Genomic DNA, 15,245 nt, shown 5'->3' on the forward strand with positions numbered 1-15,245 from the left:
ACCATCGAATTAACAACATCTAAAGTGACATTTTTGTCATATAGAGCGGTGATTGTGAACATCCTGCTTGGGCGGTCTTCCATACATCCTGGCGTATTCCCGGCTGAATTGGGAAGGACTCTCGTAACCGACGCGGAATGCCGCATCAGCAGCCTGCATGGATTCTGTCAGCATGAGCCGCCGTGCTTCCTGCAAACGAACCGTTTTCTGATATTGCAGGGGACTCATCGCCGTAATCCTTTTAAAATGTTTATGAAACGCCGATGTGCTCATGTTCACAGACTTGGCAAGCTGCTCGACCACAATCATCTGATCGAATTGCCGGTTAATGATTTGGATCGCACGTGCGATGTTGTTCGCATGGCCGCCGGTAACGGCAAATTGGTAGAGGCGTGCACCTTGCTCGCCTTGAAGGACACGATACAAGATTTCGCGGATGACGAGTGGAGCAAGAATCGAAATATCTTCAGGCTCATTAAGCAGCCGCATGAGTCGCACAATGGATTCGAGTAATGCGGGAGAGGTTCGGCCTACAGTGATCCCGCGACTGAGTTCGGCGGGAACTTGCACGGGGCGATGCATTTCTTTTACGATTTCCAGGATCATATCGGTGTCGAAGCTTAACTTTAAGCTTAAATAGGGGGTGTCGGACGAAGCTTCAATAATTCTCCCTACAATCGGCAATTCAACGGAAGTGATCAGGTAATTCGATGAATCGTACCGGTAGGTTTCGTCAGCCAGTGTGCCAGTCTTTGCCCCTTGTGCTACGACGCAAATGGATGGTTTATAGACCGCTTCCAGCGGTTCAGACAAATGAGTCGCATGCATGAGCTGCAAAGAAGGCACTGCCGTCGGATGGGTACCGCTGAGCGGAGCATGTTGGTGTATCAATCGTGCCAATTGCTGCAAAGCTTGCTCTAAGCGGAGGGCTTCATTTAGTGGATCCATGCGTTTGCGTTCCTTCCCGGAGACGAAGTAATGTACTCCTTATCATAGCGAACTTGAAGAGAATTAGGCAAGAATTGTACAGGTATGATCTAACGGCATCTAACTAACCATGACTATAATAAACTTACAAGCCGAACACTGCAGAATAGTTATAGGTTAATTCCAAAGGATAAGGAGAGATCAGATATGAGTTTGAATGGCAAAGTAGCGATCGTCACAGGAGCTTCACGGGGGATTGGACGTCAATTGGCGATCCAACTGGCACAAGCAGGAGCGAAGGTGGTCGTCAATTATTCCTCGAATCAAGGGAAAGCGGACGAGGTTGTAACGACGATCGAACAGTTCGGCGGCGAAGCGACTGCAATTCGCGCCGATGTGAGCAAAGTGAGCGAAGTCGAAGCGTTATTCTCAGCTACGATTGCTCGTTTCGGGCGCGTAGACATTCTGGTCAATAATGCCGGAATCATGGAATGCACAGCTATCGCGGATGTGACAGAAGAGATGTTTGATCGGCAATTCGCCATTAATGTGAAAGGGACTTACTTCGCTTGCCAACAAGCGATGAAGCATATGTCGAAAGGCGGGACAATCATCAATTTCTCTACTTCCGTCATCGGTGCTATGCTCCCCACTTATAGCGTTTATGCCGCAACCAAAGGGGCGGTTGAGCAAATCACTCGCCAATTGGCGAAGGAATTTGCGCCGAAGGATATCGTTATCAATTGCATTGCACCGGGACAGATTGCGACCGAGTTGTTCTTGAACGGCAAATCACCGGAACTGATTGATTCATTCAGCCGTATGATTGCCTTTGGCCGTCTTGGCGAACCTGAGGACATCGCGAATGCGGTTGATCTGCTAGTCAGCGATAAAGCGCGTTGGATTACGGGGCAGACGATTCGCGTGAACGGCGGGTTTAATTGAAAATGAAACGAAGCACGCGGTCATCCGTTATAATATAAATAATAATACGGAGGTGCTTCAGATGGATTTTCTGAAAGGGATCGGGAAACTGGCGGGCGATGTGACAGGCAGAGTAATCGGAGGAACGGTACGGGTCGCCGGAGAACTTGTCCATAGCGACTATATTAAAGAAATCGGCAATGATGTGGAGCGAGTAACTTCCAAAACAGGTGAACTGGCGGGTCAAGCAGCAAGCGGCGTATGGGATGTAGGCGCAGGCTTGGTAACAGCCGATAAGCAACGGGCGCAAACAGGACTTAACGATCTTGGAGATGCGGCAACAACAACGGTGAGAGGTGCGGGACAAGGCATCCAATACGTGGTCGAAAGCGGGATCGAAGTGGTGGCCGGCATCAAAGAAAACGATAAGGAATTAATCAAAGACGGCGTCAAGAAGCTTGGAAAAGCAGCCGCAATTACGGTGCTTGCCGTAGGCGTCATCGATCTGGCGGATGGGCCGGATGGATCAGGTTCGTCGAGTACAGTTTAAGGTAGTTTGAATGCTGAGAGTTCGATTTTCGAACTCTCAGCATTTTTTTTATAGGACAGAAGGAGACGGTTGACATGGAGCTAATGATGAATTATATTAAAGACAACATTAATCGTCGATATATATTATCTACAATTAATGCAGCGAGAAAAGTGGACTCAAAGGGGGATATTCCGCTAATAGTCATGGAAATATTATAGGTCAGGGACTAATTAATGAGCGGCATTTCAGGCAGCCTTTGAACGAATCATGAATACAAACTAACAGAAGAGGTGTATAGATATGGAATTGAGATTAAACTACATGAAGGCTCGCCCCGAGTCGTTACAGGCGTTGTTGAAATTGGAAGGATATGTGAAGAACAGCGGCCTTGATCACCACTTGTGGGAATTGATCAAAATTCGCGCCTCTCAAATTAACGGCTGTGCATACTGTTTGGACATGCATACGAAGGATGCACGTGCTATGGGGGAAACGGAGCAGCGATTGTATCTGCTGAATGCATGGAAGGAAGCACCGTTCTATACGGATGAAGAGCGGGCCGCACTGGCGTTAACTGAAGCGGTGACCCAAATTTCAGAGGGCGGCGTATCACAGGAATTGTATGAGCAAGTCCGCAATTATTTCGATGAGGGCCAATTCGTCGATTTGATTATGGCGATTAATGCCATTAACTGTTGGAATCGAATGGCGATCTCAACGGGGATGATACCCGGCGAATATCAACCGGCCGTACGCAAATAGTATTTTTACGCAGTCTATCACTGTACATCGTGGATGTATGGCGATAGACTGTTGTTTATTATACACTTATAAGAGGTGGGTACATGAGCTACAACATACTGCTATTTGATTTAGACGACACATTGTTAGACTTCGGCGCCAATGAAACCGAATCGTTAACCCAATTGTTTGGGCACCACGGATACACGTTCTCAGATGAGTTATTTGGCGTGTATAATTCCGTCAACAAACAATTATGGGCGGATTATGAGCATGGAACGATCGGTTTAGATGCGGTGCTTAACTCGAGATTCTCCGAAACGATGTTGAAGCTTGGCGAAGTTGTGGATGGCCCTGAATGGGAGAAGATGTATAGAGAGCTGCTTGGTACCGGAAATCAGCTGCATATCGAAGGTGCACTGGAAGTCATTCAAAGTCTATCTGGATCCCATCGACTGTTCGTTGTTACGAATGGCATTACCCAAACGCAGATTAAGCGATTGAAGATTTCGGGATTGTATGATTTCTTTGAAGCTGTTTTCGATTCACAAAGCATCGGCTACTCCAAGCCGTCTATCGCCTTCTTCGAATACGTGATGAATCATATTAAGGATTTCAATAAAAGAGAAGCATTGATTATCGGGGATTCATTAAGTACCGACATTAAAGGCGGCATTCTGTCCGGAATTGATACGTGTTGGATCAACCGTAGATCACAAAGCAGCCCCGCAGATATCCAAAGTACTTATACGATTACGACTTTAGTTGAACTTTTTGCGATTTGCCCGCCTAACCAAACAAAATAAGAAGAAGTTGGTGCTTAATCGATGTCACAAGCAGAGCAAGAGAAAATCTCCTTTTCCAGTTTCATGCTGGATCCCAAATTCGCTGAATTTAACAATATTGCGCATGAGAAGCAGCCGCAGATGAATGCCATTATCGAGGCTTGGGACAACCACACTTTAGTGACCAATATCACGAAGTTAAATCGCGAATTGCTCCGTCGTGATGCGCACGGTGTTCAAGAAACGCCATTTGCAGAGACCAATGAGGAATTGCATTTGATGCTGTATTCGTTAACCATGTACCTTAAGGATCGCTTGGAATAGTCCTGCCGGATTTTGCATTGTCAGCTCTCGCCATTAGTTTGGCGGGGGCTTTTTGGCGTTTATTTGGTATCAGCAATCAGGATTGTACATGATTTCGAATAATGTATAAGCTCTCGTTTCGGGAGGAGGGGTCATTTTCAGTTATTGTACACTAACTACTGATTTGATCCGTGCTGTAGCATGTTAGATGGATAGATTGGAATTCGCTTCCACAATTTCGGGCAAGAAGGAGGTCAGGTGTTCATCCAATAAATGACTTGAGAATCTGTAGCTGTAGCTGAAATCACCGTAACTAACCCAATGAAGGAGAGAAGTGAAGAATGAAAGTGAAGCCGTCTAAGAAAGCTGTCATTCGCTTGTTCTTGTCTGCCATTATGGTAACGTCTGCTATTCCTTTGAGCAATGTCGCTGCAGGTCCTGTCGCATCAACGACTCTGTCCGCCATCGATTTCGGGGCAAACGGGGCAGATAATCTCGATGATAAAGCTGCGATTCAATCGGCTATTGATGCAGCAGCACCGGGGGATACGGTACTGCTTCCGAAAGGCACGTATTATTTGGCGGGTACAGTTAAAGGGAAATCAGGCGTCGCGATCCGTGGAGAGGATCGCAACAGCACGATCGTGAAATATACGGACAACCCCGAAACGTATATGTTTTATATGCTGAACGTATCCGGAGCATCGATCAAGAATATGACGCTTGATGGAAACAACAGCACAGTAGCGATGTCAGCGGCCGTATCCGAGGGCGGCGGCGGAAACGAGATGAGCGGACTAATAGTCAAGGATTTCGCCGCTGTAGATGGCTTCGGTCCTCATGCGCTTTACGTCGTCGGATCTCAGAACGTTCGCATCACGAACAACAATGTCACGAACATCGGCGTAGGCTCGATCTGGGGGGCTGCCGTTCGCGCAGGCTGGGATTCCAAGAACGTGATCGTTGAAAATAACGTCATCGCGAATACCGGACGAGGAGGTATCCTCATTAATGACGGAAGCTCCGGCGCGATTGTTAGATCCAATACAATCACCGGATCAGGCTTGAAGGAACATGGCCTATCCATTGAGCTTCATACGAATTCGGACAATGCCATCATTGAGGATAATCATGTGGATTTCTGGATCAGTGCCGTACGCTCGAAGAATATCGCCGTGCGCCGGAATGTGGTGCAGCCAACCGACGGCAGAGTCGGTTCAATCGGACTGGAAATCATGGCGGAGAACGCCGTAACGACGGACAATCTGGTAGACGGCGGCCAGCAAGTAGGGATTCAGCAATCTCCGGGAACAGGACATCAATTGTGGAGCTACAATGTGGTGAAAAACATGGTCATGTGGGGCATGCAGCTGCAAGGTGCAGGCTCAGGAGAGACCGAGCAATATCAATATTTCTATAAGAACAGCTTTATCAATACGCAGCTCGGCAATCCGAAAGCTGCTTATCCCGGCTATGAGGGAAATGGCGTTCGGATTCACGGCAATTCTCAGAACCTATCGTTCGACAGCAACCTTATCGCAAACAACGGTCGCAAGGCGATTGAGATTACGGAAGCAGCAGGCGTGGATCGGCTAAGCTTTACGAATAACATTATTTCTGGCAATAAAGGCGTGACGATGGATCCCTATCCGACAGCTGCGCAGCACTTGGAATGGTCGGGCAATCTTGTCTTCCTTAACGGCAGCAATGCACAGCCGAAGTCGCGCGGGTTAACGAATGCGAAGCCGGTGGCAAACTTTACGAATCCTGTACTGGTACGTGCAGGTGCGCCGGTTACGTTCGTCAGCACCTCGACAGATAATGGGGCGATCGCTACCTATCTATGGGATTTCGGGGCAGGGCTGCCAAGCGCATCAGCTAAGCCGACGTATGTCTATGACAAACCCGGTATTTACCGCGTGACTCTTGTCGTATGGGATAATGAAGGGCGTTCGAACGTGAAGGAGAAGATCATTCTGGTTAGTCCGGGGCTGCCTGACACGAAGAAACCAAACATGCCTACGAATTTGGTTTCACCCTCGCAGACCGATGAGACAATTGATTTGATTTGGAACCCTGCATCTGACAATGTAGGCGTCGTCGGATACGAAGTCTATCGCGATGGGGCACTTGTGGGCACTACTGCACCGGGTGAATTAGCCTTCACGCTTACGGGGCTGTCGCCAATCACGACGTATAGTATAACGCTGCGAGCACGTGATGCTGCAGGCAATGTTTCAGATGTCAGCGCTGCGCTCAGCGTGACGACTGAACTTCCGGATTCGCAGCCGCCAACCGCGCCGGCTGCGCTAACAGCTGCATCCGTAACCGGCACCAGCGCAAGCTTAACTTGGACGGCGTCAACGGATAACAAGGCGGTTACAGGTTACGAGGTTTACAGGAACGGCAACCTAGTCGGTACGACTACAGGGGCAACGGCAACTTCGTTTACGGCATCAGGCCTTATTCCGGGTACCGCAAGCACTTTCACTGTAAAAGCAAAAGACGCAGCGGGAAATAGCTCGGGTGCAAGTAACGAAATCAATGCCGTATTGGCACCGCCTACTACGCCGACTGTATTCCTCAGCGACTATTCATGGGATTACGGCGTCGCAGGTTGGGGCAATATCCAGCGTGATAAATCATCGGATGGCAAACCAATTACCCTAAACGATGTCGTCTATGCGAAAGGTTTGGGTACGCATGCCGAATCGACGATCGTGTACACGCTCGGAGGCGAATATGCCAAATTCCAAGCGAGTGTTGGCGTCGACGACGAGACTTATGGTAATGGCGGTGTAAGCTTCCAAGTTTGGCTGGATGGCATACTGGCATTCGACAGTGGATTCATGAACGCAACAGCAGCGACGCAAAATATTGATCTGGCTATCGAAGGCATAAATGAGCTGAAGCTAGTCGTCACCAATGGCGGCAACGGCAGCGATTGGGATCATGCGGATTGGGGAGATGCACGCATCCTCTATCCAACCGGTGAATAAGGCATATGAATACGGAGACCGATCCTTGTGATCGGTCTCTTTCTTCGGAGCTGCAGGCAGACTATGAATAAGTCCAAAAAACGTAGGATTGTCCATTGGTGTGCGTGCGTCAGATAACTATACTTTTATTCAATTCCTACAATATGGAAGACTATGATTTCTATTCATAACGATGGGGGAGTAGTTGCGATGTCCGATATTAAAATAACGCATGTCGAAACGATATTGTTATCCAGAATGCATGAACCTGATAGGCAATGGATGACTTCGACTTTCCGGACCATCAAAGCAGAAGCAGCTATCGTGGTCATTCGAACCGATGCTGGTATTACGGGGATTGGTGAAGCCTGCGCATATGGAGTACCCGGAAAGATCAGCGATATGGTTAGAAGAGTCGCCCCTCTGCTAGTAGGCAGCGACCCAAGGGATCCATCCATCGTGCTGCACCCGAATGGGCAATCCTGGGCTTATGATTGCGCGATTTCAGGCATGGATTGTGCGCTATGGGACATTCGCGGGAAACTAGCCGGCAAAGCGGTTTCGCAGCTGTTGTCGCCAAATCCGCTTAGCAAAGTGCAGTTGTATGCTTCCGGCGGTTGCAGCTACGATTGGAGAGAGGGACCGGAGCAGCTCATAGAGGAAGCATTATCTTATATCGCCGAGGGCTACGAGGTCTTCAAATTCAGAGTGGGCACACACTGGGCTTGGGATGGCGTAACCGTAGATCGGATGCTCGGTCTTATTCAGGAGTTGTCCCAGGAAGTGAACGGCCGGATGGAGCTTGCGATTGACGGTAATCAGCGTCTAACGGAAGAGCTTGCGCTCGCTCTTGGCAAAGGACTTGATCGGATAGGCGGATTCCGATGGTTCGAGGAACCAATTCCGCAGAAGGACGTTGAAGGGTATGCGAGGCTGAACGCAGCCTTGAGTGTACCGGTAACCGGAGGAGAACAGTACACGACGATAGAGCAGTTCATTCCCTATATGGAGCGTCAAGCGTATTCGATTATTCAGCAGGATGCAGGGATATGCGGGATTACCGCAGCTATGTCGATTGCTCAGTTCGGCATGCAGTACGGTGTTCCGACAATTCCACATAACTGGCATAACGGCGTCATGACGATGGCGAATGCGCATCTGGTTGCTGCACTTCCGAATCCGATTCTAGTGGAATTGTGCCGCATTCAGGGACCGTTGCAATGGGGACTTGTGCAGGAAAGCCCAGTCATTAAGGACGGATGGCTTGAGCTGCCGGACAAGCCGGGACTCGGCGTTGAACTGGCTGAAGATGCGTTGGAACGGTTCCCATTTGTTGAAGGAAACTATTACGTGTCCGTGGATAGATAGATGCTCCAGTTCAATCTGGAACATTGATAATTAACTGCATTAATTATATATTCATCCACGTCGGAAATCATCTGACGTGGTTTTTTTTACATGAATCGCTCTATTTCATCGATTTTCTTTGATTGTCGACATAAAAGCACGCAGACTTTGGTCTCATTGTTAAATGGAATTATTATCCTTATAATGTCATTACCGATTTGTGAAAGCGCAACCATTAAAACCCAATTTATTAATCAAACAGCTGTGTTACTACCCTTTAGGAGGGATGCCGATGATGAAATGGATTAAAGTTCGCTCACTCAAATACAAAGTCATACTTGTGTTTATCATCATCTCGTTCCTATTGGTCATCCTACAGGCAGGTTTCTTCCAGCATTGGATTAGCGGGATTATTCTGCGGCAGTCAGAAGCCAATTTACAAGAAACGGTCCGGCAAATTGGAAAGCAGGTTGATCTGCAATATAAGCAAATCGATGCCAATGCCCGTGTTATTCGCAACAACCAAGTGTTAAAGAACTATCTGAAGGATTTGAACCGGCACACGATCAACTATCAAATCGCGAAATACCAAATTGCAAGGCAAATTGTTAGACTGCCTAATTTGGAGATGATCGAGAACATCTACATCTTCCCGGTTGGCTACGCGCCAATGAACTTATTTTATTCCGATGCGATATTCGAAGCGGACAAGCTTACCGAACAATTAATGACAACAGATCGCCCGAGCAGCTCGGAGGATGTCATCTGGACGGTGCAGCCGCAGACGCATCTCATTACAATGATGATGCTCATATATGACGGGGAAGAGCTGCTCGGTCTGCTCCGAGTGGATTTAAATGAGAAATTTCACGATCAATTGGACGATGTGCGATTGGGAGAAGAGGGAAGTGTGTTCCTGATTAAGGATAAGACCATCATGTTCGCCACAGACAGGAGGCTCGTTCATCAATCGGAATCCAGTTTAGCGCAGCAGCTCGATTCAGGTACCCAAGTCACCTCGACATTGAATTACCAGGGGTGGAAACTGATTGGGGTCGTGCCAAACAAAGAAATCCTTAACCAAGTCAACCAGGTGAATAAAGTGTTACTGCTTATGGAATTGATCGTTTTTGCATTCATCTTCTTATTTGCGCTGGTCATTCTTCGTATGATTCTAAGACCGCTGAAACAGATCATGAGAGGGATGGAGAGCATTGAGCAAGGGAAGCTGGATGTCATAGTCAGCAGGGAAGGAAATGACGAATTCAGCGTCATTATCAGGCATTTCAACCATATGGCCGAACGGGTAAACCGGTTAATCAAGACCGTGTACTACCAGCAGCTAACCTATCGTAAAGCCGAAGTGATCAATCTGCAGTCGAAGTTGAATCCCCATTTTCTATATAACACGCTGGACATGATTTATTGGATGACGGTGGTCAAGGATGAGGAAGAAATCGGCGAAGCGATTATTTCGTTGTCCACTATTCTGCGATACTCGATCTCACATCAGAATGAATTTGTCACTGTCTCGGAAGATATGGAGCAGCTGGAAAATTACTTGAAAATTCAACGGATGCGCTTCGAAGACAAGCTGTCTTATGTGTTTCATATAGATCCTGCGATAGCGGATATTAAGATTCCGAAGCTGCTCGTTCAACCGTTAGTGGAGAACGCGATTAAATATGCTTTCCAGCAAATGATGCTTGGCGGCATTATTATCATTCGAGGTTATGTCCAGGGCGATGACTTGTATCTTGTCGTGGAGGACAACGGGATCGGCATGCCTGCAGAGAAAGTCGAAGCTTTGCTTACGTCATTCGAGAAGAAGAGCTTAAGCGGCGGTCTCGGCATTCAATTAGTCAGGCAGCGTATTACTTATATCTACGGGGAAGAGTTTGGATTGTCCATTCGGAGCGAAACCGGCCGCGGAACAGCGATCACACTAAAGCTGTGTATAGATGCTGGAATTCCTCAAGAGGAGCTATGGAAGGATGAAGCCATGCATGCCTAACTCATATGCAGGAAGGGGAGGTCTGCTTTGAAAATCGTACTCGTCGATGATGAAAAGTCGGTTCTCAAAGGATTGCAGCATATTTTCGCCAAACACTGTACAGGGCATGAAATCGTCGGTACGGCGCAAAGTGCGGAGGAAGCGCTGCATGTACTACAGGTTACGGAGGCCGATATTGTCATTACGGATGTTATGATGCCGGGGAAGAACGGGATTGAGCTTACACGTGAGCTCAGCAAGCTGTATCCCTATCTATACATCGTTATATTGAGCGGTCACGCGGAATTCGAATATGTTCGGGAAGCGATGCGATGTGGTGCAATCGATTACCTATTGAAGCCCTGCCATTATCAGACGGTCATTGACCTCTTGGATAAGATTAAAGACAAAGCGGCAGAGAAAGAAATGCAGAATGCGATATCCTCGCACAAGCAGCTGCTCGAGAACGTAATCAGAGGAATCGTTGAGCTTCCTGGAAACTGGGCCGTACAACATGAATTGCTGCTGGCCGTCTTCTCCGGACATGAACCGATCGACGCTAGAATGGAGGAGCATATCACCTATCAATTGCTGCATGGGAACCTCGAGCGAGATGCATTGGAAACGGTAATCTATGAGGGGAAATGCGTTGTTCTTTACAGAGGCGCCGTAGATCGAGCAATCTTCAAGCAGCTGCTCAATGAGTGCCGGCTGGCTATGCGCAAACAGAACCGAACTGCTGTTGCCGCCGTTCAACGCGTTAATGGTGATTCGGAATCGATTGAGCAGGCCTATGAAACTTGCTTGAGATATTGCGAGTTTCTGGCGTTTAATGAGTACTCTGCCGTTATGGATGAAGAGATGTACAATCAACAGTTGAAGGAGCTGGTGCCATTTGCTGTCAGTGATTACTTCTCCGGTAGTAAGTTTGGCAAATATTATGCCTTGGCGGATGCCAAGAAACTGCGTCACTATATCGAAACGATCCTGCAGCAGCTGCATCATGTTCACAGTAGATTTGAGCCGGTTCGGTTGAAGCGAGAATTGCTGAGTGAGCTGATTTATTTGGAGCATGTGCTTAAAGAGCATGGGGTGGAACCATTCTTCGGTCACCAAATCGATTATGTACAGGATATGAAGGGCATCCGCAATCTCAAAGAGCTGCTTGGTTGGTTAAAGAGCTATTTGATGTCTGCGATCATGTGCATGAATGACGAGAATCACAATCCGCACTACATTCAGACCGCCATCCGTTATATCGAGATGAATTATATGAAAGATTTAACGTTGAAAGAGGTGGCTGATGCCGTCTATCTGAATGCCTGGTATTTCAGCTCCCAATTTAAGAAGTATACCCGTGTCACGTTCAGCGAATATATCAATCTCATCCGCATTCGAATCGCCAAGGAGTTTCTCAGGCAGAAGGACTTGAAGGTCTATCAGGTGGCGGAGATGGTCGGCTTTCAAGATGCAGCTTACTTCAGTACCGTGTTTAAGGGAATCGAACATATGAGTCCGAAAGAATTCCAACAATCTTTCCTAATGTCCAATGATTCTTAACGAAATCCAAGGTTTTTCAAATTAATGATTCCTTCTACTCGCTATACTCTGATTATCCCAATAGAAGGAGGAGTGTTCATTGCGAATCATGAAAAGGCTTACAGTGCTGTTCGTTCTCACGGCACTGATCATCACGGCTTGTAATAACGACAATGACAAGAGCAACTCTACTTCAGGCACGAACAAGAATAATACGGCTGTAGGAACGGACGGCAACAAAGATTCGGGGGATTCCAAATCAGACGGCAAGATGACGGATGTCGGTACGCCGAGAAGCGAAACGTTAATCGTCGATATCTTAGGCGGTCGCAGCCCCGATCCGGATCGGTATAATCCATATGTACCGGGAGCCGTTGCCATGGATGCCGGCGTGCATCAGCTCATGTTCTCGAACTTATGGGAAATCGATACGCAGAAGGGGACGCAGATCCCGGATTTGGCTGCCACGTTCCCAGAGCCGCTGGACGGAACCAATACGAAGTTTTCGTTTAAAATCCAGGAAGGCTTGACCTGGTCAGACGGCAAACCATTCACTGCGCATGATGTGGAATTTACAGCAACGATGATTACCGGCGCGAAGGAGCTCGGTTACAACGGCTACTTCACGAATCTAATCAAGAGCATGAAGGCGACAGACGATTACACGATTGAGGTCGAAACCGTTAATCCGGAAACCAGATTGGCACAGAAGCTCGGCGTCGTTATTTGGGGCAACAGCTTCAGAGTCATGCCAAAGCATATTTGGGAGAAAGAGGACCCGGAAACGTTCAAGTTCTCGAATCCGATCGGCGTTGGTCCGTACAAGCTGAAGGATCGCGATCCTCAAGGAAACTGGTTCCTCTGGGAGAAGCGCGAGGACTGGCAGAAGAGCGATATCGGCAAGCTCGTCGGCGAGCCCGGCCCGAAATTCATCTTGTTCAAGTTCTTCGGACCGGAGGAGAAACGGATTATCGCGATGATCCAGCATGATATGGATATCCTGCAGGATATTACGCCAGAAAGCTGGGATGTGCTAAGGCAGAAGAACGAATATGCGAAAGCTTGGTATGAAGACTTCCCGTATGCAACGATGGATGATCCGTGCGAGCGGGGGATGTCCTTTAACACGGCAAAGGAGCCATACAACAATCCGGATGTTCGATGGGCACTTACTCTGATGACGGATATCAAGAACGTCTCGATGGCAACCTTCGGAGGCATGCTGCGGGTTTCTCCGATTCAACTGCCACCGATCAAGGTGCTTCAGGATACTTATCATAAGCCGATGCTCGGATGGCTGAAGGATTTTGCGTTAGAAGACGGCTACAAACCATTCGACGACAGCTATGCGTCAGGCATTGTCGATATGTTGAAGCAGCAAGGCGTTGAAGGTTTGCCTACGGATAATAGCGCGATCAATGATACTTTCGGCGTTGGCTGGTGGAAGTTCGATCCGGCTGAAGCGGCGAAGCTGCTGGAGAAGAGTGGATTTAAGAAAGACGGCGACAAATGGCTCATGCCAAACGGTAAACCTTGGACAATGACCATCAATGCACCGGCGAACTTTGAAGTCCAGTCGATGCGATTGGCCTTTGCGGTGGCGGATTCTTGGCGTAAACAGGGCATTGACGTGAATGTGCAGCAAATGGAAGGCGCTTCCTTCTGGGACAGTGAATCGACAGGTGCGTTCCAAATCGGCTCATACTGGCCGGCATGCGGATTGCTGCCGGATACGACGGCTAATATGACCGGCTGGCATAAGCAGTACATTGTGCCGATCGGTGAGCAAGCACCAGGTAACCGCAACCGGTGGGCAAATGACCGTGTGAGCACCTTGTTGGATGAGCTCGACAGCTTGCCTAGCGATGATCCGAAGGTAATCCAGAACATTACGGAAATCAACAAAGAATTCGTTAAAGGCATGCCGTTCATTCCGATGTTCGGTACCTCCAAATTCGTTCCGGTGGATACGTATTATTGGGATGGATTCCAAACTTCGGAGAATGCGTTCGAGGGTCCATGGTGGTGGTGGTCGCAGTTTAAGTTCTACACCCCTCACTTGAAGCCGACAGGCAGATAACGCTGAATCCTAATTCGAATACATACCGGGCTGCAGAGGTCCGGTATGTATTTTTCAAACTAGTCATGCAGGCGGGGAGATGCTGCTTTATGGGATTTTACAAGTTTCTGCTGTCCAAAGTGATTTCCTTTGTGCTCGTCGTATTCATCGGCATCACGACCGTATTCTTCGTGCCCCGGTTCATGCCATCGGATCCGGTGGAAGCGATGATCGGCAAGATGACGGCGAACCAGGCGTTCATGGAACCGGATGCGATCATTACCTTGCGCGAAACCTTGAACGAATCCTTCGGACTCGAAGGCTCGATGTGGGATCAATATTTGGGGTTTGTGAAGCGGGTTATCATTACGCAGGATTTCGGCCCGTCACTGGCCAGTTACCCGAATCCGGTCAATGAATTAATCGCGAAAGCTCTGCCTTGGACGATGGGATTGCTGTTAATCTCGACGATCATTGCATGGCTGATCGGCAATATTGTCGGCTTACTTGCCGGCTTCCTCAAAGATAAATCGTACTCCAAAGCGATGGAGGCCATTTCCATCATGATCTATCCGATACCCTACTATATATTGGCGCTGATTCTGATCATGCTGCTGTCGTATATTTATCCGATTTTTCCGCTATCGGCCACCTTTCAAGGAGATGGGTTCTCATGGGCGCATATCAAGAGCATCGTTTATAATTCCATCTTGCCCGCGTTCTCCATGATTCTTGTAGGAACAGGCTGGTGGGTGATTAGTATGAAGACCTTGTCTGCCGGGATCGCCGAAGAAGATTATGTTCAATTTGCCAGACTTAAGGGCTTAAGCGAACGCAAGATTATGACCAAATACGTGCTGCCGAATGCAGCGCTTCCGCAGGTTACGATGCTGGCATTGCAGATCGGAACGATCTTCAATGGGGCGTTAATTACGGAAATCCTGTTCGGTTATCCGGGGATCGGGACCCTCATTTATACCGGTATTCTACAGGCTGACTATAACCTGATCATGGGGACGATTACGCTTTCGATCATCGCGGTGGCAGCGGCTACCTTTATCGTGGATTTCTTATATCCGTTCCTGGATCCCCGGGTTCGTTATAAATAAGTGTGCTT

At 48.2% G+C, this 15,245-nt stretch carries 12 protein-coding genes; 11 read left to right on the forward strand and 1 reads right to left on the reverse strand.

Features of this window, described 5'->3' with window-relative positions; all coding sequences use genetic code 11:
• Nucleotides 1–36: 36 nt before the first annotated feature.
• On the reverse strand, nt 37–948 hold the full coding sequence (locus AC0YNS_RS09615; protein WP_475780761.1) for an AraC family transcriptional regulator: 912 nt from the start codon (nt 946–948) through the stop codon (nt 37–39).
• A gap of 186 nt (nt 949–1,134) precedes the next feature.
• On the opposite strand from AC0YNS_RS09615, the gene AC0YNS_RS09620 reads away from it, so the two are divergent.
• The 11 genes from AC0YNS_RS09620 (at nt 1,135) to AC0YNS_RS09670 (ending at nt 15,237) form a co-directional block, all read left to right on the forward strand.
• On the forward strand, nt 1,135–1,872 hold the full coding sequence (locus AC0YNS_RS09620) for an SDR family oxidoreductase (protein WP_475780762.1): 738 nt from the start codon (nt 1,135–1,137) through the stop codon (nt 1,870–1,872).
• A gap of 61 nt (nt 1,873–1,933) precedes the next feature.
• Entirely contained in the window at nt 1,934–2,401 is a 468-nt protein-coding gene (locus AC0YNS_RS09625; RefSeq protein WP_475780763.1) for a hypothetical protein, read from the forward strand.
• Between the two features lie 282 nt (nt 2,402–2,683).
• The gene (locus tag AC0YNS_RS09630) at nt 2,684–3,145 is read left to right on the forward strand and encodes a carboxymuconolactone decarboxylase family protein (protein WP_475780764.1); all 462 of its coding nucleotides are present in this window, start codon (nt 2,684–2,686) and stop codon (nt 3,143–3,145) included.
• 83 nt (nt 3,146–3,228) lie between these two features.
• A complete protein-coding gene (locus AC0YNS_RS09635) occupies nt 3,229–3,930 on the forward strand; it encodes a YjjG family noncanonical pyrimidine nucleotidase (protein ID WP_475780765.1) in 702 nt (233 codons plus the stop codon).
• A 21-nt stretch (nt 3,931–3,951) separates the two neighbouring features.
• Nucleotides 3,952–4,233: a hypothetical protein gene (locus AC0YNS_RS09640; RefSeq protein WP_475780766.1), complete on the forward strand. Its 282-nt coding sequence runs from the start codon at nt 3,952–3,954 to the stop codon at nt 4,231–4,233.
• Between the two features lie 320 nt (nt 4,234–4,553).
• Nucleotides 4,554–7,211 (forward strand): NPCBM/NEW2 domain-containing protein, encoded by a 2,658-nt coding sequence (locus tag AC0YNS_RS09645; RefSeq protein ID WP_475780767.1) that lies wholly within the window; start codon nt 4,554–4,556, stop codon nt 7,209–7,211.
• A gap of 189 nt (nt 7,212–7,400) precedes the next feature.
• Nucleotides 7,401–8,558, forward strand: a complete 1,158-nt coding sequence (locus AC0YNS_RS09650; protein WP_475780768.1) for a mandelate racemase/muconate lactonizing enzyme family protein — start codon at nt 7,401–7,403, stop codon at nt 8,556–8,558.
• A gap of 271 nt (nt 8,559–8,829) precedes the next feature.
• Nucleotides 8,830–10,551 (forward strand): cache domain-containing sensor histidine kinase, encoded by a 1,722-nt coding sequence (locus AC0YNS_RS09655; RefSeq protein ID WP_475780769.1) that lies wholly within the window; start codon nt 8,830–8,832, stop codon nt 10,549–10,551.
• A gap of 27 nt (nt 10,552–10,578) precedes the next feature.
• A complete protein-coding gene (locus AC0YNS_RS09660) occupies nt 10,579–12,090 on the forward strand; it encodes a response regulator (protein ID WP_475780770.1) in 1,512 nt (503 codons plus the stop codon).
• An 88-nt stretch (nt 12,091–12,178) separates the two neighbouring features.
• Nucleotides 12,179–14,149, forward strand: a complete 1,971-nt coding sequence (locus tag AC0YNS_RS09665) for an ABC transporter substrate-binding protein (RefSeq protein WP_475781015.1) — start codon at nt 12,179–12,181, stop codon at nt 14,147–14,149.
• 89 nt (nt 14,150–14,238) lie between these two features.
• Nucleotides 14,239–15,237, forward strand: coding sequence for an ABC transporter permease (locus AC0YNS_RS09670; RefSeq protein WP_475780771.1), 999 nt, complete (start codon nt 14,239–14,241; stop codon nt 15,235–15,237).
• The last annotated feature ends 8 nt before the right edge of the window (nt 15,238–15,245 follow it).

It is taken from the genome of Paenibacillus sp. J22FR21 (assembly GCF_056269135.1).